This window comes from Vibrio sp. 2-Bac 85 (assembly GCF_037546705.1).
GTDB lineage: Bacteria > Pseudomonadota > Gammaproteobacteria > Enterobacterales > Psychromonadaceae > Psychromonas.
In genome coordinates, this window is the sequence record NZ_JALAAB010000007.1 from 136,031 (window position 1) to 159,330 (window position 23,300).

A 23,300-nucleotide genomic window follows, 5' to 3' on the forward strand; every position below is an offset into this window, starting at 1 on the left:
TTATGACTCTATCCTAAGATTGAATTTAGAGACAATATTCATAAATAAAAACAATAACTAACCAAGCCAAAACTGCCTGTTTGACCAGACTTAAGCTAGCTTTAATATGTTTACTATTAACAGTTTCACCTTGCCCTAACAGCGGAGAATCTACTACTTTTCCAAAATAAACCGCAGAACCGCCCAAACATACATTAAGTAGCGTTGCACCTGATGCCATTACCCAACCACCGTTATGGCTTTTGTAGGATAAACTTTGGCGATAAGCATTGACCATCACTTGCTTACTTAGACTAATGTTTTTAATGATATTGCTAGTTTTCATTAAAGCAATGACAGCAAATAATAACGTAGTTATTTTAGCGCTCACAAATCCTAAAATATCATCCATACGCGCACTGAACTTACCAAAGTAATTAAATTGCTGCGTACGATAACCCCACATTGCATCTAATGTGTTACTTAGGCGATGCACAATGACCAAAGGCGCTCCGCCCAACACAAAATAGATAAGCGTTGCAGTGACACCATCATGACCATTCTCTAACATTGATTCCGTGGTTGCGCGACTAATGGCTTGCTGATCTAACTGGCTGGTATCTCGGCTTACAATATAGGAGCAGAAGTGTTGTGCTGTGGTTAAGTCACCATTCATTAACGGTGTATAAATTTGCATACCGTGTACATTCAAACTATTTAATGCAACGGCCCAATACACAATATAAATGTTAATCAGCACCATCAGGTAAGTCGGCAAAAATAATATTAAAAGACAATATGTTAATGGCACCGGTAAAACCAGCACTAACCAAGCTAATATCCCTGACCAAAAGCGTTGCTTGTCACTGCCTTTATTTAATCTTTTTTCTAATTTTTGAGCTAAATTTCCGAATATAACCAGAGGATGAAAACGATTAGGCTCGCCAATATAATGATCAATGGTCAATGCCATGATCAAAGTAATAAATAACATCATAGCGCTGAGAAAGTACCCGTCTTAATATCGTAACTTAATGCGATTAACTGTGCATTCTGATAGTCATAACCTGTGCTTGTTGCCGGGATAACTGGTGATGCCGTTGTTGATGCCACATGAACTTGCGATTGCAGATCAGGAGCGAACCACTTTGCCATAAAGCAACGTAAGATATCACCATGGCTAATAATTAAATTTATCTCATCACTGGATGCTTCAAGCTGTTTAATTAATGTATTTTGAAAACGGGTTAATAACTGTTTTGCACTTTCACCCTGATTTGGTTGGCAATCGGTTATTTGTGAGGTTATTTCTACATAATTAGGATTACTTTTCATTTCACTAACTAACTTCCCCTGCCAATCACCAAAATGACGCTCTTCAAAGCCAACGACTTGTTTAACGGGCAACTGCAAATATTGAGCACAAATATTAGCGGTATCAACGGCACGTCCGAGTGGTGATGTTAGTATTTGCGTAATGTTCAAATCAGCACACTTAACTGCTAACAGTGAGGCTTGCTGTTGACCTGCTTGTGTTAACCCACTATCAAGTTGCCCTTGAATACGTCGCTGTAAATTCCACTCGGTTTGGCCATGACGAGCAAGATAAAAGTTAATTTTATTATTCAATATAAGCTCTTGTATTAGTTAATAAGTATAGCTTGAGGGCTAGCATATTTGGCATTGTAAACTTTAGTAATATCATTAGTTAGCTGAATGAATATCAATTAATTAAGGTAACTATTAATTAACGCGAATTAAGGCAACTATTAATCAATCATAACGCTTACATTTTTAAATTATTTTAGCTTTTAAAGCCTGATGATTTCTGACATAAAAGCTAACCTTTAGTTCACAGAAAGATTAAATCCTGCAAGCGCTAATGCTACTAACTTTCTCATCATTAGCGCCTACAAAATTTACAAATACTGCTTACAGTTACTATTTTCTATGTGCTAGTGCCTCACCTTGTACGCCATTATTAATACGCTCCATCTCTTCGTCCAATAACTCTTGAGGGAATTGGCTCATGAAACAACAACAGATGCCTTCACCAATCATTGTTCTTGGCCCTAACGGGTGAGCGATATGTTTGTAAACACCATGACTATGAGGCTCAGGCTCGCTATGGCTGTGCGAATGTTGGTGTGAGTGGTTATGCGAATGATCGTGTGAATGACTATGACCATCATGTTTATGAGAGTCGCCATGTGAATGGCTATGGTCGTGAGCATGATCGTGGCTGTGTTCTTTACTGTCACTATGATCGTGACTATGCGCCTCAGGATCTTGATATTCAGCATGGTGATGATGAACATCAATTTCACCCGCGGCTAAACGACGTTTAAATATAGCCATTAAATCTTCTTCATTCGATTGTGTATTATCCATGATGTCACGAACACGCACCTCAAAAGCATCGATCACTTTTTCGTGGTCACGTAAGTAAGGTGTATTGATGAATTCAACCCCTGGATTTTCTTTTGCAACTTTATCAACATAACCAGAAATACGTTTGATTAATCGGCCCGTAAATAAGAAATAAGGCGCAACGACAATACGCTTATAATCAAGTTTAACAAGCTTTTCAAGACCGACACCAACCGATGGATAAGTCACGCCAGAATAAACAGTATCTGCCCAACCAAAGCCCATATTCTCACTAACAATACGTGTCAATTTAGCAGCTTCAGCATTCGCTTGTGTGTCCGATGTACCACGCCCAACCACAACTAACATAGTATCGTATAATTCAGCAGGTGGATTATTCGCATCTAACCCTAATGATTCATAAATACGTGCTTGAAATGCATTAATCATAGGCTCTTGTAAACCTAATTCTTTACCGTAGCTAACTTGCAAGCCTTCATTTTTGTCTTCAAAGGTTGTTAATACTGAAGGAATATCATTTTTTGCATGAGTAGCCGCAAATAACATACCTGGTACGGCATAAATATGTTCAACACCTTGGTCGATCAGGTTATTTAGTCCCATATGAATATTAGGTGCTGAATATTCTAAAAAGCCGTATTCAACCGGTAGGTCTGGAAAACGTTTTTTTAGTCCCTCAGCAACCAATGAGAATTCCATTTCGGCGTCTTTATCACGGCTACCGTGACCACATACCATGATGCCTTTTTTTACTGCTTTATTAGTCATTTTAAATCTCTTTCTTATTTTGATTTGAGTATTTTCACGCTATTTTCGATATTCTAATTAACTGCTCTTTATTTTTTATTTAAGCTTAACAATATTAAGTCTTAATGCTTTTTCATTCGCTCGCGGAGCATGACACGAGTGTAAATATTCCATTTAAACGTCTATCTTTTAAATTTTGAAAACGTTTAAGGCTTTTCAGGCCACGTATTCTCAAACAAAAAAGTTTCAATTTCAGCGGCCTGAGCCCAATTTTTTTCAATCAACATAGGTTTTTCATAAAATTTTTCAACATGACCGATACACAAGATTGCGATCGGTCGACTATCTGTCGGCATATTAAGCAAAGCAGCTAATTGAATTGGGTCAAATAATGAGACCCAACCAAGGCCAATGCCTTCAGCACGAGCCGCTAACCACATATTTTGAATAGCGCAAGAGACTGAAGCCAAGTCCATATCTGGCATGGTACGACGACCAAACACATGCTTTTCTCGACCTTCGGGTAGGGCCACAATGATCAATTCGGCACATTCTGAAATGCCTTCCACTTTAAGCTTTAAAAAATCACTTTTACGTTGATTTAATAGGTCCGCGGTTATATTACGCTCTGTTTCTACCAGCGTTTTTATCGATGATTTTAGTTTATTATCCGTAATACGAATAAACCGCCAAGGTTGCATTAAACCAACGCTCGGTGCTTGGTTGGCGACGGTTAACAAGCGTGTTAATAAACCTTGTTCAAGTGGTTGATTATTAAAGTGACGCATATCGCGACGCTCTTTAATTACTTTATAAATAGCCTGCTTTTCACTGTCTTTATAACTATGCAGACTCTTCATGATTTACTCTCTTGCATTTCATCACACTGTAATAACAGATCTTGTAGTTTTTCTCGGTAGGCATCGGGTGCTTGCCACAAACCACGTTGCGCCGCTTCCATTAAACGTTCAGCCATTTCTTCCAAAATTTGCGGATTATTATCTTTCAAAAACTGCTGATTAACGTCATCAAAGAGTAAGGTATCCGTGACTTGCTGATATTGATAATCCGCTATCAAGTCAGTCGTTGCATCATAGGCAAAAAGATAATCCACAGTCGCTCCCATTTCAAAAGCACCTTTATAACCATGTTCACGCATACCTTCAATCCATTTAGGATTTAAAACACGTGAGCGTATAACTCGATTCAATTCTTCCTTCAAAGTACGAATAACCGGCTTACTTGGATTACTATGGTCACTGTGATAAATAGTCGGCGCTTTACCAGAGTACACCTGTGCGGCGTTACTCATGCCGCCTTGAAACTGATAATAATCATCGGAATCTAATAAATCATGTTCACGGTTATCTTGATTTTGCACCACAACTTCAATATTGCTAAGTTGATGTAAAAAAGCGTCTTTAGCTTGTACGCCATCTTTTTCACTATTGCCGTAGGCGTAACCACCCCAGTTTAAATAGGCTTCTGCTAAGTCGCTTTTTTGTTCCCAGCAACGCTCATCAATTAACCCTTGTAACCCTGCGCCATAGGCGCCAGGTTTAGATCCAAACACACGATAACTGGCTTCACGTTTAGCTTCGCTAATTGCCATACCATCAGCGATTAGCTGCGCTTCACGCTGTTTAATATTTTGTTTAATGAGATTACTATTGCCCGGCTCTTCAAGTTCGCTTATTGCCACCACCGCGGCATCAAATAACGCCATAACATTAGCAAAAGCATCTCGGAAAAAGCCAGATACACGCAACGTCACATCGACTCTTGGGCGATTCAATAATTGAAATGGGATAATTTCAAAATCAACCACTCGGTTACTAGCTTGAGCCCAGATAGGTTTTACGCCCATCAGCGCAAAGGCTTGAGCAATATCATCACCGCCAGTACGCATGGTTGCCGTTCCCCATACCGATAAACCAAGTTGTTTAGGGTAATCACCCTGTTCTTGTAAATGTCGATGAATTAACGCTTGCGCCGATTCTTGCCCCAATACCCAAGCCGCCTTAGAAGGGATTGCACGGTTATCTACTGAGTAAAAGTTACGCCCTGTTGGTAAAGTATCCAAACGGCCACGGGTTGGTGCGCCACTTGGCCCTGCTTCAATAAATTTCCCATCTAACCCGTCAATAATTGCACTTAATTCATTTTCAACACTTTGATTTAGTGCCGTTTGAATTGTTGATTGTGCATATACCAATAATGCTTGTGTTGCGGGGTAATGATTAAGCTCAATAAGATCGTTATCGTTAAGTAAAAAGTGCTCAACCCATTGCAAAGCCAACAACTCTAAACGTTCACGTGTATCTGCATGTGTTCGCCATGTAGCATCAGTGATTTTTTCTAATAATGTGGGTTTATCACTTAACCAGGCATCACGCCCAGCGGCTAAAGGATCAAAAGGTTGATCGTTCACCGTTAATGAAAAATCGCTCACCAAGCAATGTAAAATACCTTGATTAATCGCACCTTCACCACGCGGTAAACGTAATAAAGCGATTAAGGTATTAGCGACTTTATGCGGCTCAGGCAGTTGCCCGAGAATATGCAAACCATGGCGGATCTGCGCTTCTTTGATATCACAGAGATAAGTATCTAACTCTTCTAATACTTGGTTATCATCTTCTCGAGCAGCGGCATTTAATTCATCTAAAATATTGGTTTCTTGTACTTTTGCTAAAATTTGCTCGCGTAACCAGACTTCGCGCCGCAGATCTAAACCTTGGGCTTGGTAATACTCATCCACCAGCCCTTCTAATTCAGCCAGTTCACCATAGGTTTCTGCACGTGTCATCGGTGGCATTAAGTGGTCAATAATAACCGCTTGGGTACGTCGTTTCGCCTGTGCTCCTTCACCGGGGTCGTTAACAATAAAAGGATAAAAGTGCGGCATAGGACCTAATACTGCATCTGGCCAACATTCGTTAGACAGCGCTAGCCCCTTGCCCGGCAACCATTCTAAATTGCCGTGCTTACCGACGTGAATAATCGCATTGACTTGGTAAGTTAAACGTAGCCAAAAATAGAACGCTAAATAGTTGTGCGGCGGCACTAAATCAGGATCATGATAATTTGCTAATAAATCGATATTAAAACCACGGGCGGGCTGAATACCGACGAAGGTTTCACCTAAGCGGATCCCTGAAATCATTAAACGTCCATCACGACATTTAATATCTTCTTCGGGTTTACCCCAACGTTCTGTAATAGCTTGCTGGCTAACTAGCGGTAACGAAGCAAAGGCTTTTTTATAATCAACTAATGACAAACTTTGCCAACAGGCTAAATGATGTAAGGTATTTGGATTGTTGGTAACCGACTCTAATAGTGTTTCAATTAACTGATTGCCGTTTTCAGGTATTGACTCAATGGGATAACCCGCGTCTTTTAATGCAGTTAATATATTCACCGTAGAATTTGGCGTATCCAACCCTACACCATTGCCAATACGGCCATCTTTGGTCGGATAGTTAGCTAAAATCAGCGCAATGCGTTTATCTTTATTATCGGTTTGAGAAAGCTGAATATATTTTTTAGCCAACTCAATGACAAACTGAGCACGCTCTGAATGTAATTGATATTGGACTAATGATATTTGAGTTGTCTGATCAAAAAAGGCTTCGGTTTTAAAGCTGATAGCACGGGTTAATACTTTGCCATCCATTTCAGGTAATACCACTTGCATGGCGATATCACGGCTGCGTAAACCTTGTTTATAATCAGTCCAATCTTGTAGAGTACTGCTTGAAAGCACTAGTTGTAGAATGGGGATATCAGCAGCAAATAAACGCTTAAAGCTATTCGGCTGTGAGCTTAAACCCGGGCTACTAACCGTATTTGCGGCAAAACCAGTACTGTTGAGTATTAAACGACAATCGTGTTCCACTAATAATTGATTAACGACACGCATGGCTTGTTCATCTTTTAACGAACTAATCACTATTGGTAACGGGTTTAAACCACTTGACACCATCAGATCAATAAATTGGTCAAACATCTCGCAGTTAGCAGATTGTAAGTGGCTACGATAAAAAATTAACGCCACAACTTTTTGTTCAGCTTGCCAGTTAGCTTGAATTTGTTGTTGATTATAGAACTGCGCCACGGGTAAAAATACCGCCTCATTGCATTCAACATTTAACTCAAAATATAACTGATTTAAATAAGCAAAAAGTTGGGCACTGTTATCAAGCCCACCACTACGTAAATAACGCCACACTTGATATTGCGTCTTCTCAGGCACGGTTGATAATTCAATTAACTCAGGGTCAACGTTATCATCACCGGGCACTAAAATAAGGGTTCGGTTGGGTTTTGCTTTGGACCAACGAAGTAACCCTTCCACGCCATACTGCCAATAGGCTTTTCCACCTAATAGCGACACCACCACGACCTCTGCTTGCTCTAAAACTTTATCTTCATAGAGATCAAAAGCAGCAGGTTTTAATAAGTTAGTCCAATTAACCAAACGCGTTTCAACAAGCCTATACATATCATGGGCTTGTTTAAAACCCGCTGACAGTGCAGTTAATTGGCTATCGGCGGCACTAAATACAACCAAAGGCGCAGGCGATTGCGCTAAATCGACAATGCCTTCTTGTTCAACAAACCCACCCGGTTGTGCCGCTAATAGATGCATTGCGTATTAAACCTCAGCGCTTTTTAAAATAGCGATAACCGCAGCTTCATCTAAGCCTTTACCGATTAATACTAATTCGGTTTTTTGGCTTTCATCGGCTTCCCATAAACGATCAAAATGAACTTCTAAACGTTTACCAACAGCCTGTAATACTTGACGCATTGGTTTGTTTTCAACTGCCGCAAACCCTTTAATACGGAATAAGTTAAATTCGTTTAATAGCTTTTCAACACTTAGTTTAAGTTTATCGGCATCAACCGTTCCCAAGCTGATCACCATTGAATCAAAATGGTCATGTGCGTGATCATGATGCGCACCATGAGCATGATGATGGTCGTGATGGTTATGTACTTTATCAATGGTTTTTTCAGTGCCAGCATTAATACCAATTAATACTTCAAGTGGTACATCACCATTGTTGATATAAGCTGTTTTAACTGAACTTGGTACGCGTTTTTCTATTACAGCTTTAACGCGCGCTTGCTCTTCTTCGTTTAATAAATCACTTTTACTCACTACCACTAAATCAGCAGAGTTAAGTTGATCATCTAATAACTCTTGTAAGCTTGGGTCGTGATCTAAACTTTCATCTAGTGCTCGTTGCTCTTTTACTTTATCTTCATCATTGGCAAAACGGCCAGCGGCAATCGCAGGGCCATCAACTAATGTAATAACTGCATCTACGGTGCAATATTCTTTGATACCCGGCCAGTTGAATGCTTGTACTAAGGGCTTAGGTAACGCAAGACCTGATGTTTCAATTAGAATATGGTCAATTTGATCACGACGAGCCACTAGTTTTTCCATCACAGGTAAGAACTCTTCTTCTACCGTACAACAGATACAACCATTAGCGAGTTCGTAAATACCGTCATCTCCACCGACTAATACCGCAGCTTCATCTTCATCGTCACACTCTAGCGGACAGGTACGTAACAGTTCTGAATCGATATCTAACTCACCAAACTCATTCATGATCACGGCAATACGTTTGCCTTTGGCTTTTTTAAGCAAGTTAGCTAATAAAGTAGTTTTACCGCTTCCAAGAAACCCCGTTACAACGGTAGTTGGGATTTTGTTTAACGACATGTTATTTATTGTTGACATCTTTAGCCTCTAATTCTTCAATAGAAAGTGTATTTTTACGACGACGGAAAATATTCGGTTTATCTTTTTTATACAAGTATGAATCTTCAAAATTGGTGGACTCTAATACATGGCCAACCAGAATCAATGCCGTTAACTTGAAGCCTTTCGCTTCTACTTTTTCCGCAATATCCGCCAATGTGCCCGTGACTTTATCTTGATCAGGCCATGAGCTACGGTAACAAACTGCCACAGGGCAATCTTCACCGTAATGTGGAATTAACTCAGCCACGATTTTACGGATTTTAGTAATACCTAAATGAATCGCTAAAGTTGCACCACTTTGTGCTAATTGCGGTAAACGCTCACGTTCTGGGAAAGGTGTTTTACCTTCATAACGAGTCATGATAACTGTTTGTGATACACCCGATAATGTTAACTCTTTACCTAAATAAGCAGCAGATGCAGCCGTCGCACTCACTCCCGGAATAACTTCATAGTCAATACCATGTTTTTCTAAACGACGGATCTGTTCAGCAATCGCGCCATATAAAGCAGGATCACCACATTGTAAACGTGCTACATCTTTACCTGCTTTTGAAGCTTCAACAAAATACGCTTCCATCTCATCAAGGTTGATCTTCGCAGTATCAACAATCAGCTCAGCTGAGTCTTCAACATCTTGTAATGTTTGACGGGGAATTAACGATCCTGCATACAAAACGACTGGGCACTGTTTTAACAAACGCGCCCCTTTAATCGTCATTAATTCAGGATCACCCGGCCCTGCGCCAATAAAATAAACTTTCATGTAGAATCCTTCTTAATTAATACTTTAAGCTTTTAATTGCTACTTTTAACTCACTATCACAAAATAAATTATGGCTAAGCAATTCACGCTAGTTCAAGGCGAAAGCACGGAGCTTGGTTTACCAAGTGAGTACTTTCAACGCAGAAATAGCTTGAAGTGCGACGCTATAATTCATTTTGCAAGCGCTGAGCGCAGGTTCCAAGTGAGCACTTTTAACGCAGAAATTGTTCGTAGTGCAACGCTATTAGCTATAATTTTTTCTTGTAGCCGCGAGGTGTATATACCCAATGTTTATCACCGTTGATGATATGGCGAGACTCACTATTACCCACACTTACCAAAGTGAACATATCAACGTCTTTAGCATCGAGTTCATCTAAACGAATAATACGAATAGTTTCATCTTCACGGGTCAACTGACGACCTAGTAAAACTGGGGTTGATGCGGGACGGTATTTCAATAATACGTCGCGGGCATGGTTAAGCTGCCAATCACGCTTTTTCGACACAGGGTTATAGAATGAAATAACAAAATCCCCTTCACCTGCGCTATGAATTCGTTTATTAATGGTTTCCCACGGAGTCAATAAGTCCGATAAGCTGACAGTACAAAAGTCATGCCCTAACATCGCACCTATACGGCTTGCACCAGCTTGCATTGCCGAAATCCCTGGTACTACATCAATTTCAACGTCTAACCACTCAGGGTGCTCTTCTAATCCTTGAAGTTGTCTATCTAACAATTCGAATACTAAGGTCGCCATAGCATAGATACCAATATCACCACTTGAAATAAGTGATGTGGTTTTACCGCTTGCCGCTAGATCTAATGCTAAACGAGCACGCCCAATCTCTTCCCCTAAAGGTAAATCATGGTGTACTTTGTTATTACAAGGTGCCCCTAACAAGTCTAAATAAAGTCCATAAGCGACTAAATCAGTACTTTGCTGAACCGCTTTTAATGCTTTTGGCGCCACTAAATCAGCATTTCCCGGTCCCATACCGACAACAAAAAGTTGTTTTTTAAAACTCATTTTATTTCCTAATTTTTAATTATCTACAGGCTATAACTTCTGGCAATGGCGCAGGTAGCTTGTTTGTTTTTATGTTTGTTAAGTAGTAATTCACTACCATTATTGGTTAACTGTTGGGCCTGATATAAAGCAGCAGACTCTGCCACGCCATATACGCCAACGGTTTTTAAAATATAATCGGACTTAGTGGAAAGACGATCTTCCATCAAGCTTAAGGTCTTAGCATCAAAGGTTAAATATGGTTTTTGTAAGGTCTTCGCTAACGCAATTAAACCAACTTCATCACTTTTAATATCAATGCTTGTAATAGCACTAATATCATCAATAGTAAGCCCAGCTATACCTAGACATTCCTCTAATAAACCCAGTAAAACCTGCTCTGTACAATGGCGTTCACACCCCATACCAACGACATATTTAGGTTTTAAGTAGCTATTAGCGGTGGTTAATACTAATTGGTTTTGCAGCAACTCAGTGACTTGTCTTGCTAACTCATTAGCACCACCTTCGTGTCCTGATAAAAACGGGATCACAAACTGCCCTTGTTCATCCAAGACCAACACCGCTGGATCGCTATATTTATCATTTATTACCGGTGCTAGGGTTCGCATCACAATGCCAGTGGCACAAATAAAGATAAGTGTTTCACCCTGTGTAAAGTAGCCTTGTACAACATCCTTAAAAGGCATGGGTTTAAAGCTAACTTCACAGTTTATTGGTGTCGAAACGCTATTTAAAAGATACTGTAAACGCCTTGCTAACTGCTGCCCGACTTCTGTTAAACAGATAATTCGAATCACGCGGTGAGTTCCTCTCTGGTGATCACAAATAAAGAGAAGTAAGGCCCTGCGACATTGTCTAGCTGATTTAAATCTCGAATTATTCTCTGTTGGTCACGACTGATATATTCCAAATAGTTAGCATCATCAAATCGCTGAGTCTCTTTCAACAAAGCAATTAAACGTGGACGCTCAATCCCCGCTTTCATGATAACGACGGCATCATGATCTAATAATGCAGCTTTAATTTTTGCATCACTATGGCGCCCAGTGATCACCGCAAAAGATTGTTTTAATACAGTTAACGGAATTTGTAATTCAGCCGTCGCAGCAACAAAGGCAGGTACCCCAGGAATGACTTGTGACGGGTACTGACTTTCCAAGCGTTCTAATAGATAAGTGAAAGATCCAAAGAACAAAGGATCACCTTCACATAAAAACACCACGGTTTTACCTTGTTTCAGATGTACTTGTATCTGTGTGATGGCTTTATCATAGGCTAAATTTGCCGCCACTCGCTGACGAGACATTGCAAAACGAATACCTAAATGTAGCTGTTGTTTAATTGGTTTTTTGAGAGCTTCAACTGCGATATCAAGTGATTGCGACTGCCCAGCCTCATTTTCTAAATAACACACAACATCGGCAGCTTGAATGGCTCGATACGCTTTTAATGTTAATAACTCAGGGTCCCCAGGGCCTACACCAACGCCAATAAAAGTGCCACTTTGTAACGCTAATACCACTTTATTGTTCCTTTTCTTGGTTTTGCTGAGTATTTTTAGTGAAACTAAATAAACTAACACTTAAAGCAGGTTTATAAGCGAGTTGACCGCCTAAGGTTCTACTTTTATTTACGGCCACTTGTAGTGTCTCAAGTTCACTATCGGCAACTTTGTCGCGAATGCTATAAAAATCGAATAACTGCGATTTAGTTCTTTCCATCACTGCCGAAACAACTATTTGACCACCCTCAGGTAATTTCTCCCAAAGCGTTTCAAGTAGCATTGGTAATGCACCATCACTGCCACCAATAAATATTTTGTTTGCTGCAGGCTGTTCAGAAAAAGGAGGTTCTGAAAGGACTTCAGGTGCACGCCCGAACTGTGTTATTAAGTTATTAACGACACCAAATTTTTGTTGGTTTTGTAATAAACAATCAAAGCGAGCTTGATTATGTTCGATGGCATATATTTTCGCCTGTGGTTGCCAATAGGCTAGTTCAACGGCAACGCCACCACATCCTGCACCGATATCCCAAATTATGTCATTTTTACTTGGTTGTAATAATGACAATATAGCTAAACGTACTTCACGCTTACTGATCATGCCTTTACTACCTAATTCACCGGTTTCAAAATCAGTATCTTTAATGCCCGGAAATTCCGGTAAATAACCTTTATTTGCACCACAAATAACAAAGGAAACATGTAAAGCATCGAAGTTTTGTAGATTCCCCTCAGATTCAGCGGTTAATAATTCAGAAACGCTAAAACGTGATATTTTTTGTTGGCTATATCCTAAACGTTCACACACTATGATCTCTGCTTGCGTAAACCTTGTTTGTTCACAAATGGCTGCGATGTGCTGTGGCATACTGTCTTTATCAGTCAATAGTAATAATGTTTGCTGAGCCTTTAATTCTACTTTCAGTTTTGCTAAAGGACGACCATGTAAACTCACTACATTAACATCTTGCTGTGCTATCGACAGGCTATGACAAGCTTGGGTAATACTAGAAACTGCAGGGAAAAAACGCACTGCGGCATCGTGAAAGTTCTTGCTGATCCAAGTGCCAATACCGTAATAAAGTGGATCGCCCGAGCCTAACACTACGACTTTTTGTTCTGTTTCTATTAATGCTTTTAGCTGTTTTAATTTTGGAATAATTTCAGTGCGTGGCGGTAACACCTCGGCTTTTGGTTCAACCTGTTGTTGCTCACCCTCAGTCAGAGCCTCGACCTTAGGCTGAAAGGCTAATTGTTTTTCTAAAGTCAATAATTGACGCTCAGATCCAATCACCAAATCGGCTGACTGTAACGCTAATAAAGCTTGTTCACTGAGCATTGCATTTTCAGTGACACCGAGTCCAATTACAGCTATTTCGCGCATTGGCTTGTTAGATTTTTTCCCACTGTCTGCAAGCTTAACTGAAAACACATTCATTAATTTTTTAAAGAACTTCATTAATACAACTCTCCTTTGATACAACGTAATAAGGCATTGCAACTTGCACTGGACACCGCACTACCACCTTCGCGTCCTAATAAAGTAATACATTCTATGCCTAACTCTTGGTGAACATCCCATAATGCTTGTTTTGACTCAGCGGCACCAACAAATCCAACCGGCATGCCAATAATTAAGGCGGGTTTTGGTGCGCCTTGGTCAATCATTTCTAATAAACGAAACAATGCTGTCGGTGCATTACCAATCACCACAACACTGCCTTCTAAATAGGGTAACCATGCAGTCAATGCTGCCATGGTTCTGGTTTCGCCAGTTTCTTTTGCCCGCTGTGGCACGCCATCTGCGTTTAAAAAGCACAATGGGTCGGTTTTAATCATGCGTTTTGTAATGCCCTGCTTTACCATTTCGACATCACATAGGATTGCAGCGCCTTTTTGTAATGCCTGCATGCCAGACTCACAGGCATGTTCACTTAATCTAACCTGTGCAGCTACGGCGGGGATCCCGACACTGTGCACCACTCGCATCACGACTTGTTGTGCCTGCATTGATAAGTGTTCCAGATCCGTTAATGCTCTTATTTGGCGAAAACTCTCTTGTTCAATTAATGTTGGATCGTGAATATAGTCAAATTTCATCTTTAGGCTCAATTGCTATGTTATTGAATGTTTTATTTAATTTTTTATTTAATGTGTCGCGGTGTGTATTGTCAGCTCCAGATGAGAGCAATGACTCTTTTAATAACGCGATACAATTAGCTGCATTATCAAATTGGTATTGTAAGGGTTGAAGATCTGGACGCTTAAATTGATACACCGGAATACTTGCTGCTCTAGCAGCTATAATTTTCGCATAAGTGGCATCTCCACCACTGTTTTTACTGATCACGGCATCAATGTTATAGGTTTGTAGTAACTGCATTTCGTCTTCGAGATGAAACGGACCAATTGCTTTTAACCAAGTCACATTAGCAGGCAATATAATTTTAGCGGGCATTGCAGTACGTAATAAAACTTGTTCAGCTTGAGCAGATAAAGCATCAATCACGGCTTGTGAAACTTGACCTGCGGTAACAAATAAACAACGATGTTGCGCTACTTTCTCAATCAATGTTGGCCAATCAGAGACTACAACCCAATTGTCTTGGTCAGTTTTCTGCCATTGCTGACGATGGAAACGAATCGAGATAATAGACAGTTCAATGCTGACTTGAGCAATCGTATTACTCATGGTTTGTGCAAAGGGGTGAGTCGCATCGATAACATGTGTAATTACATGCTCAGTTACATATTTAGCTAGGCCGCCAAACTGACTGAATCCACCACTAATAGACTCACAAGGCACAGTCGCCTTGCGCACAATGCCTGCAATACTATAAATAACATCAAACCCTAATCGATGTAATTCAGTGGCTAACTTACGCCCATCAGCAGTACCACCAACGACTAATATTCTCACAAATCAACCTTACTTTGAGCGATTATTTGACCTTGAGAATCAAATTTATCTTGATGGCTATTAGCAACAAACAAACCTTTTCTATTAACTGCCCACACTTCCACCTCAATAGATGCGTGAACAATGCTTTTAGCAAACTTTAAAGCGTCAATACACACTACTGTGGCAATATCTAATCCAGCTTCTTTAGTCATATTAAGGACTTGAATAGTCGTATTAGCCGTTAATATTTGTTGTTGTAATTCAGTACTAGCGCCTAGATTTTTTGCGATATTCGCTAACTGTTCAAAATCGATACTCGATTGGCGGCTATTAAGATCTAAATGTCCATTCGCCAGCTTAGTTAACTTACCAAAACCGGCACTAATACTGAGTTTTTGAATGCGATTTCCTGATTTAGGATCGATTTTTTCACGACGCAGATATTTCAACATAGCACCCACAAAATCGCCCATCTCAATCAAGCTCACTTCGTCCATTTGATAGTATTCTTTAATGGCATGTTCGCTGGCAATGCCTGTTGAAGCGGCAAGGTGCGTGAAGTGATTAGCGCGAGCAACATCAATGCCTTGATGAATAGAGGCAATATAAGCGGCACAAGAATAGGGACGCACAATGCCCGTTGTACCTAAAATGGATAAACCACCAATAATACCTAAGCGGCTATTCATGGTATTGGTTGCGATCTGCTCTCCATTTTCAATACCCACTGAAACTTCAAAGCCTCCAGTATATTGATAAGCTTGCGCGTAATGTTCAAGATGGTTTGTCATCATTTTACGTGGCACTGGATTGATTGCAGGTTCACCAATTGCTAGCACTAATCCGTCACGAGTAACCGTACCGACCCCTTCAGCGGCTTTAAACTTAATACCTTGCTCAGGCACTAAACGTAATTCAACAAATAAAGTCGCACCGTGTGTCGCATCAGGGTCATCACCAGCATCTTTAATAGTACTGGTACGTATCCCTTGCTCAATAGATTGATAATTAATGATATCCAGATTAACCACTTCACCACGCGGTAACGTTATCTCAACGCTCGCTGGTTGCTTATTAGCTAATAACGCGCGCACAGCAGCCACACAGCAAGCTGTTGCACAACTTCCCGTGGTTAAACCATTACGTAATGGTTGCTCTGTTTCACTCGATTCCGGCCACATAATTCAGGTTACTCTATTGTTGTGCTTGCATTGCAGCTTGCTGCTGAGTCTCTTTGCTAACCGCACTCGTTACAGCTTGGGTATTGTAGTTTTCCCACGCCACTAACTTTCGTTGGTCAACCGCTTGTAATTTACCCATAAAAAGATCCGCAACTAGCGCAGGATTAGAGGGGAAAAATAGATGCAGATAACTTGCCGTTAAATTCTCGCTACGATAAATCGCTTCACCGGGCGCAGGATGACGTTGACGTTGCCCATAACCGATAGGTTGCATCTGCATAATCGCACGCGATCTATGGTGAGCGTGGCCATGGATTTCACCTTCAGGTAGAATCGCTTTTTGCATTCCCTGACAGCCTCGCTTTCCAGACATACTGCCGAAGCCATCTAATAAACCTAACATTTTATGATGTTTTTGATCCAAATCCACCAGCTCATTTAAGCAATATAAGAAACCACCACATTCCGCTAAGATAGGTTTCCCTGCTTGATTAAATTTAGAAATTTGAGTCTGTAATACGGTGTTTTCAGCTAACTGCGCGGCGTACAGTTCAGGATAACCACCAGGCAACCATAACGCATCCGCTTCAGGTAAATTATCCCCCTTTAACGGAGAGAAGTAATGTAATGTCGCGCCCATCTCTTGCAACAAACGCGTATTAGCTTGATAGATAAAACTGAATGCAAGATCCTGTGCAATAGCAATCCTTTTACCTGCTAATAATGGCTCAACTTTTGGTTGTGCAGCTGAATAAAAATCGACACTTTTTGGCAATGCTAATAATGGGCTATTGGCATCTGCACGTTTTACTCCGTCCACTAACCATTCGTATCCTAAGGTAAACTTAGTTTCTAACTCATCAAATACTTCGCTTGCTTGCACTAGACCTAAATGACGTTCAGGTAATGCCACTTCAGGATCTTTTTTAAGACAAGCTAACAGAGGTAATTGTTCTCCTAATGCGTCCCTTATTAATTGCGCATGGCGTTCACTGCTGCAGTTGTTTGCAATCAAACCATGGCAAGTATAATCATCGCGAAAGTTGGCTAAGCCGATTGCTACCGCTGCCGCCGTTTGTGCCATGCCTTTTACATCCATCACAATAGCGACCGGTATATTAAAACGCGCCGCTAAATCTGCGCTTGATGGTTCGCCGTCAAACAGGCCCATGGCACCTTCAACTAAAATAAGATCCGCTTCGGAGGCTGCTTCAAAGAGTTTTTGCTGACAATAGTTTTCACCTGCCATCCACATGTCTAACTGTTCAACATGTGCACGTGAAGCTTGCGCTAAAATTTGCGGGTCCAGGTAATCAGGTCCAGTTTTGAATACCCGCACCTTTTTGCCTTGCTCTGTAAAATAACGCGCCATCGCTGAAGTGATGGTAGTTTTGCCTTGGCCTGATGCTGGGGCGGCTAAAAATAGCGCCGGACAACTTGCTTTTTTTATCATCGACTTTATCTCTTCCTGTTTTAGGCTATCACTTTGTTTTAAGCTGTCACTGCAAAATATTGTGCATTAAGCTGCTGTGCTAATATTTTGCCACGGCCACGCTTGATCTGCGCTTTTTCAATATCAATTAATAAAGTGGGAACATTTAGTTTTAAATCATCGATATCCACACGACTTCGACCATCAGTGATCAAGTAACAAAAAAGCGATAATCCTGGATATTGTTGCGTCAGTTGTTTAATGCTGTGTGATGCTTTTTCTAGAATTAGTCGCAAGGGCGTCCCACCTAGTGCAGTGATATCGTCTAATAAGCGAGTGACCTGTTTAGGTGCTCGTCCTGCTTTAATGATCGTTTCAACTTGGTTATTACCAAATCCTAACAAGCTAATTTTATCACGCTGTAGATATGCATTATCAGTAATATTCATCACCACCGATTTCGCGATCGACGATAAGCTATCACTTAACGTTGATGCTGAAGTATCCAATAGAATCAAATGTAAGTTTTGTTCGCCAGTAGCTACTTTTTTAAAGGAAAATTGCGCTGGTGGCCATTGCCCTAAACTATTTGCTAAAGTTTTAAACCAATCGGGTTTATGGCTATTTATGGGAGATTTTTTCTCACCTTTTGTAGTATTTCCCTGCTTGTTTTTACTATATTGCTCAGTTAACAAACTGGGTTTAAACGGTGCTTGTAAGGCACTTTTTTCTAATTTTGGTAATGCGATATGAGCTATAGTATTCGTTTTTTGAGCTTCTCCCGATTGAGCGGGCATTGCCCCCCATTCTCCAGAATTACCTTGACTGCCACCCTCATTATTAGAACCATTAGCAGGGTCAGGATGATTGTTCGAATCAGAATTTAGTGCATCTTGCTCATTTTTTTGCTGTGGAGCTTGAGGGCGAGAAAAACCACCACTATTATCGCTCGCAGATGTTTTTTTATTATCCGATGTTGGTGGGTTCTCTGGCATTCCTGAAGGCGAAGGTGACGGCGGAGGTGAGCCACCATGTTGCATACGATGTGATAAAACAAGGGGCGCAACCTGTGCGATATCATCAAAACTAACCGCTTTTCGGCCACACCATGCAGCATGGGTTAAGCTCGCATGATGCATCATGATATCCGCACGTAAACCATCAACATTAGCCTGTTGACAACGCGTAGCTATCTCGATTAAACAATCATCGCTACATTGCACACTGGATAGTAACTTCTGTGCATCGCATATTTGTTGTTGTAAAAAAATCTGCTCAGTTTGGTAATCGTCACAAAAAGCAATTTTATCAAGCTCAAAGCGTTGTCGTGTTTTAACGATATTAACACGCTCATTAATACTATAGGCGTTATCTAATTCAACCATCAAACCAAAACGATCTTTTAATTGTGGGCGTAATTCACCCTCATCTGGGTTCATCGTGCCAATTAAAGTAAAACGCGCATCATGGCGGTGACTAATACCATCACGCTCGACAACATTAACGCCGCTACTAGCAACATCTAATAATTGATCTACTAAATGATCCGGCAATAAATTAACTTCATCCACATACAATATGCCGTTATGTGCTTTTTTTAATAACCCAGGTGAGAATTTAACTTGCTTGTCTTTTAGTACATGGTCCAAGTCCAATGTACCTATCAACATCTCTTCACTCGCCCCTAAGGGTAAGGTGACAAATTCAGGAGTCTGTCCATTTTTAACCGGCAATAGGTCTGACACAGCGCGAGCTAGCGTTGATTTTGCACAACCACGCGGGCCTGAAATTAACACACCACCAATCAATGGGTTAACCGTGGCTAATAATAACGCCAGTTTAAACAAGGGCTGCCCCTGCACCGCACTAAAAGGAAATATAGCTTGTTGTGATTGCTCAATATAATTATGTGTGTGGCTGTTCATTTTCTTCTATCTCCTATGCACTAAGCCACAGCGACCGTTGATTTTGATGGTTCGGTTAACAATCCATCTTGTAAATGTAATTGTCTGGTCGCTAATTGATCTGAAAAGGCTCTATCATGGGAAATAATAATCATCGCTTGTGGTAACCCTTGCAACACATTTAAAAGACGCATTTTTGCTTTTTCATCTAAAGCATTAGTTGGCTCATCTAAAATCAACACCTGCGGCTCCATCACCAATACACTGGCTAAAGTAATCATTCGCTTCTCGCCTCCAGAAAGTTGATGGGTAATACGAGATTCAAAACCTTGCATACCTAACTTTTTCAACGTCTGTAATGATTTATCGATCGCTTGTTGCTTAGTAAAACCTAAATTCAGAGGCCCAAACATGACATCTTCCAATACCGTTGGACAGAACAATTGATCATCGGGGTCTTGAAAGAGTAAGCCTGCTCTAGCGCGTAGTTGATTGAACTGCTTTTCTGTTTTACAAGGTTCACCAAAACCAATAATGTCACCTTGTTTGGCTTTTTTTAGACCGACGATTAAATGTAATAATGTGGTTTTCCCGGCGCCGTTATCACCATTGATAACAACACGTTCATTACTGTGTAAGGTAAAGTTAATACTTTTTAATACCGCCCCACGTCTTGGGTAAGCATAACTGAGATTTTCTATTTTAATCAGTGGATTATTTGAATAAGTCATCAATATTGAGCCCTATTAACAGTATTAAGAAACACATAACACACACGCCAAAAATAATATCGATACGGCCCATTTTCATATCATCGTTAAGGTAATAACGACCGCAAAATCCGCGGCACTTCATGGCATCAGATATACGTTCGGCTCGCTCCACAGAACGGATCAGTAACATGCCAAATAGATAACCAATGCTTTTCCAAGTATGTTGATTGGTACGTAATACAAAAGCACGTGCTTGCATTGCACGGCGCATTTTTTTGTATTCTTGGCTGATCACATCTAAATAACGCACCATAAATAACATGAGATGAACTAATTTATCAGGTACTTTCAAGTGGGCTAAGGCATGCCCTAATGTTGAAGCGCTCATGGTCGCGACTAACGAGAACAAAACCAATAACACCGCATTCGCTTTAATAGTGATTAATAACGCATGCGATAAACCTTGCCAACTAGCAGCTAAACCAAATACGCTAAACATCACATCACCAGGCGTGGTAAAAGGCAAAATACAGATCAGTGTAAGCATAAATAAATCCATCGCAATCACACGTCTTAATGTGCGCTTTATATTAAGTTTGCTTGATTTTACTAATACAAAAGCAGCGATTAACCCTAACAACGTAGGAGCAAATTGACTACTAAGCACCACAACTAGCGCAAATAACCCAGAGCAAACCACACGCACTCTAGCGTCAATAGCATCGATCCAGGATGCTTGATGTTTTAGTGCTTGTCCTGACCATGACGTCAAACTATGCTCTAGCCCCTGTGACATTATTTTTTAGCCTTTAATCTACGTTCACGTAAAAGAGCGACTACCCCGAGCAAACCAAAGATATAACCAATTCCACCAATAATATCGCGAATACCTGATTTTTCTTTTAAAGCTTGTATCTCTTTACGCAGCGGTTTTATCTGTTTGGCAATCGCTTTCTCTAACATCAATGCGGTTATTTGATTGTTAGTGACAATTTGCGGATCCACTTTTTTAGTTGTCTGATTCGCAGATGACACAGCATTAGCACTTAACGTGGTTGATGAATCTAAACTATCAGGTAACTCTTCTGCGGGTAATTGCATTTTCAAAGTATGCCCTGCGCCCATATTAATCTCAAAGACATGGGTAATACGTTTTTTAGCCGTAAATACAAAATAGCCTTGATCATCGGTGACTACTTCACCCAATGGTATACCGGAAACATCAGAGACTTTAACCACTGTGCCAGCATTTGCCATAGCACCATTTGAAAATCCAGCTTCACCTTCAATATCAAAGCCATTAACGTAAACTCCACCGACTACATTGTGCGCTAAAGCCGGGCTTGTAAAGGACAATAAAAAGCACACCAAAATAAATAATGAATAAAGGCCTTTCATTAACTTTTTTCCTTAGTAATAAACTCTGGTTTTACCGTGTGAATTAAATATACCGCGGCATAGGAAACAAATCCCTCCACTATCATAATAGGAATATGTGCGGGTAATACAGCTTTTGCCGCTAATACAAATGACTCACCAGATAATGCTAAGGAAAATGCCACCATCAATGAGGTAATAATAATTGCACCTGCACCACCAATTGCTCCCCAAATAGCAGCGACTTTAGCACTTTCATGGCGAATGCCTCTGTAACAAAGGTAATAAATAATTACCGCAGGTAAAGCAATATTGACGGTATTAACACCTAATACCAATAAACCACCAAATCCAAAGAAAATAACCTGTAATAACAAGGCTACCAATAATGCAGGGAAGGCAACCCAACCGAGAATAATACCCAACAAACCATTCATAATTAAATGCACACTAGAAAAGCCGAGGGGTAGGTGAATATAAGAAGCAATAAAAAATACAGAAGCCAATACACCTACCAATGGTAAATGGTCATAGTCCATTTTTTTAAGGCCAATAAAAACACCTACAACCGCTAACACTGCACCACTTACTAATACCGGCACTGAAAGAGCACCATCGACAATATGCATAATTTATCCGTTTTAAATAACCACTATCCAGATCCAAGCTTAAACTATTTGAATATTCAAATATCAAACAAGGGTAACGGTAATGCTGAACTAAGGAAGTTTGGTCGCCTGTGCCCATATAACTGCATCTTGAGAAAGAGCTTTGCCTTTATACATTTTATCTTCTCCTATGCCTAATGCGGCAAATCCCCACTGCCCTGCTTTTAATAATGAAAAGTGGAAAGTTCCATTGGCATCAGCATAGATAGTTTGTGTTACAAAAATATCTGAAGGGGGAGTCATGATAGGCTCTTTTGCAAAGTGATTATTTTGCATATTCGGCACATAATTAATAAATTCAACTTCCACAGCCGCAAATGGTACAGGTTGTCCTTTAGACTTTACAACGGCACTAAAAATACCACCTTCATAAATCGCATAGGGTTTTGTCAGCGGTACGATCTCAGCGGTTAGTCCCAAATCTTTATTCCAATCGGTTGGTAGGTTACCCACATTAACAATAGTTTTAGTGATCTGCTGGATATAAGTATCTTCTTCCGCTTCAAAATACGGCGATGGTTGTGCAATAAACACATAATCACCTAAACCACGTAACTTAACGTCGGCTTGATAAGCATGACCTTTATCAACCGCGCTCTGCCATTCAATATCCTTGACCGTATCGATCAGGTCAGTTTTTTTACCTTTTTTAATCATATAAAATGCTTCAGGTTTGTCGACCGCCATAACGTGACCACTTGCAGCGGGATGAGTGAAGGGCATTTTAAAGCTAATTTCGCCACCTTTTGCATGTAACAACTCAGGCGTATATAGCATTTGGAAGTGCGCATTGGCTGACAATGAAGTCATACAGCTTAAGGCAATTAAGAATGGGCTAGAAAATTGTTTTAGTTTTTTAAAAATTAACACAGAAAAATCTCCGTCTGATTAATGAACAGTCGAAGTTGTGGAGG

General features: G+C 40.4%; 21 protein-coding genes. All 21 read right to left on the reverse strand.

Annotated features, from left to right (window positions below):
• Window positions 1-25: 25 nt before the first annotated feature.
• A complete protein-coding gene (cbiB, locus tag MT390_RS09720; RefSeq protein WP_499440868.1) occupies window positions 26-976 on the reverse strand; it encodes an adenosylcobinamide-phosphate synthase CbiB in 951 nt (316 codons plus the stop codon).
• Entirely contained in the window at window positions 973-1,608 is a 636-nt protein-coding gene (locus tag MT390_RS09725) for a histidine phosphatase family protein (protein WP_499440870.1), read from the reverse strand. The genes cbiB and MT390_RS09725 overlap by 4 nt, the downstream gene beginning before the upstream one ends.
• Window positions 1,609-1,920: 312 nt before the next feature.
• Complete coding sequence (locus MT390_RS09730; protein WP_499440871.1) at window positions 1,921-3,138, reverse strand: sirohydrochlorin chelatase; 1,218 nt, start codon at window positions 3,136-3,138, stop codon at window positions 1,921-1,923.
• A gap of 185 nt (window positions 3,139-3,323) precedes the next feature.
• The gene (gene bluB / locus MT390_RS09735; RefSeq protein ID WP_499440872.1) at window positions 3,324-3,977 is read right to left on the reverse strand and encodes a 5,6-dimethylbenzimidazole synthase; all 654 of its coding nucleotides are present in this window, start codon (window positions 3,975-3,977) and stop codon (window positions 3,324-3,326) included.
• Complete coding sequence (cobN, locus tag MT390_RS09740) at window positions 3,974-7,771, reverse strand: cobaltochelatase subunit CobN (RefSeq protein WP_499440873.1); 3,798 nt, start codon at window positions 7,769-7,771, stop codon at window positions 3,974-3,976. Before cobN ends, bluB begins: the two co-directional genes overlap by 4 nt.
• 6 nt (window positions 7,772-7,777) lie before the next feature.
• On the reverse strand, window positions 7,778-8,878 hold the full coding sequence (gene cobW, locus MT390_RS09745) for a cobalamin biosynthesis protein CobW (RefSeq protein ID WP_499440874.1): 1,101 nt from the start codon (window positions 8,876-8,878) through the stop codon (window positions 7,778-7,780).
• Window positions 8,862-9,668 (reverse strand): precorrin-4 C(11)-methyltransferase, encoded by an 807-nt coding sequence (gene cobM / locus MT390_RS09750; protein WP_499440876.1) that lies wholly within the window; start codon window positions 9,666-9,668, stop codon window positions 8,862-8,864. The genes cobW and cobM overlap by 17 nt, the downstream gene beginning before the upstream one ends.
• A gap of 248 nt (window positions 9,669-9,916) precedes the next feature.
• Window positions 9,917-10,702 carry a precorrin-3B C(17)-methyltransferase gene (cobJ, locus tag MT390_RS09755; RefSeq protein ID WP_499440877.1) on the reverse strand — a complete coding sequence of 262 codons (786 nt, stop codon included), beginning with the start codon at window positions 10,700-10,702 and terminating at the stop codon, window positions 9,917-9,919.
• Between the two features lie 23 nt (window positions 10,703-10,725).
• On the reverse strand, window positions 10,726-11,502 hold the full coding sequence (locus MT390_RS09760) for a cobalamin biosynthesis protein (RefSeq protein WP_499440879.1): 777 nt from the start codon (window positions 11,500-11,502) through the stop codon (window positions 10,726-10,728).
• Entirely contained in the window at window positions 11,499-12,227 is a 729-nt protein-coding gene (gene cobI / locus MT390_RS09765; protein ID WP_166372737.1) for a precorrin-2 C(20)-methyltransferase, read from the reverse strand. Before cobI ends, MT390_RS09760 begins: the two co-directional genes overlap by 4 nt.
• 1 nt (window position 12,228) lies before the next feature.
• Complete coding sequence (gene cbiE, locus MT390_RS09770; RefSeq protein WP_499440880.1) at window positions 12,229-13,668, reverse strand: precorrin-6y C5,15-methyltransferase (decarboxylating) subunit CbiE; 1,440 nt, start codon at window positions 13,666-13,668, stop codon at window positions 12,229-12,231.
• Window positions 13,668-14,309 carry a precorrin-8X methylmutase gene (locus MT390_RS09775; protein ID WP_299661807.1) on the reverse strand — a complete coding sequence of 214 codons (642 nt, stop codon included), beginning with the start codon at window positions 14,307-14,309 and terminating at the stop codon, window positions 13,668-13,670. Before MT390_RS09775 ends, cbiE begins: the two co-directional genes overlap by 1 nt.
• Complete coding sequence (locus MT390_RS09780; protein WP_499440882.1) at window positions 14,299-15,129, reverse strand: precorrin-6A/cobalt-precorrin-6A reductase; 831 nt, start codon at window positions 15,127-15,129, stop codon at window positions 14,299-14,301. Before MT390_RS09780 ends, MT390_RS09775 begins: the two co-directional genes overlap by 11 nt.
• A complete protein-coding gene (locus tag MT390_RS09785; protein WP_499440884.1) occupies window positions 15,126-16,292 on the reverse strand; it encodes a cobalt-precorrin-5B (C(1))-methyltransferase in 1,167 nt (388 codons plus the stop codon). The genes MT390_RS09780 and MT390_RS09785 overlap by 4 nt, the downstream gene beginning before the upstream one ends.
• 13 nt (window positions 16,293-16,305) lie before the next feature.
• Window positions 16,306-17,745, reverse strand: a complete 1,440-nt coding sequence (locus MT390_RS09790) for a cobyrinic acid a,c-diamide synthase CobB (protein ID WP_499440886.1) — start codon at window positions 17,743-17,745, stop codon at window positions 16,306-16,308.
• Window positions 17,746-17,783: 38 nt separating this feature from the next.
• Window positions 17,784-19,649: an AAA family ATPase gene (locus tag MT390_RS09795; protein ID WP_499440887.1), complete on the reverse strand. Its 1,866-nt coding sequence runs from the start codon at window positions 19,647-19,649 to the stop codon at window positions 17,784-17,786.
• 20 nt (window positions 19,650-19,669) lie between these two features.
• A complete protein-coding gene (locus tag MT390_RS09800) occupies window positions 19,670-20,359 on the reverse strand; it encodes an energy-coupling factor ABC transporter ATP-binding protein (RefSeq protein WP_166372732.1) in 690 nt (229 codons plus the stop codon).
• The gene (gene cbiQ / locus MT390_RS09805) at window positions 20,343-21,137 is read right to left on the reverse strand and encodes a cobalt ECF transporter T component CbiQ (protein ID WP_499440889.1); all 795 of its coding nucleotides are present in this window, start codon (window positions 21,135-21,137) and stop codon (window positions 20,343-20,345) included. The genes MT390_RS09800 and cbiQ overlap by 17 nt, the downstream gene beginning before the upstream one ends.
• Entirely contained in the window at window positions 21,137-21,739 is a 603-nt protein-coding gene (locus MT390_RS09810; RefSeq protein ID WP_499440891.1) for a NikL family nickel/cobalt ECF transporter subunit, read from the reverse strand. The genes cbiQ and MT390_RS09810 overlap by 1 nt, the downstream gene beginning before the upstream one ends.
• Window positions 21,739-22,347: a cobalt transporter CbiM gene (gene cbiM, locus MT390_RS09815; RefSeq protein ID WP_499440892.1), complete on the reverse strand. Its 609-nt coding sequence runs from the start codon at window positions 22,345-22,347 to the stop codon at window positions 21,739-21,741. The genes MT390_RS09810 and cbiM overlap by 1 nt, the downstream gene beginning before the upstream one ends.
• 90 nt (window positions 22,348-22,437) lie before the next feature.
• The gene (locus tag MT390_RS09820) at window positions 22,438-23,256 is read right to left on the reverse strand and encodes a DUF4198 domain-containing protein (RefSeq protein ID WP_499440894.1); all 819 of its coding nucleotides are present in this window, start codon (window positions 23,254-23,256) and stop codon (window positions 22,438-22,440) included.
• Window positions 23,257-23,300: the final 44 nt, after the last annotated feature.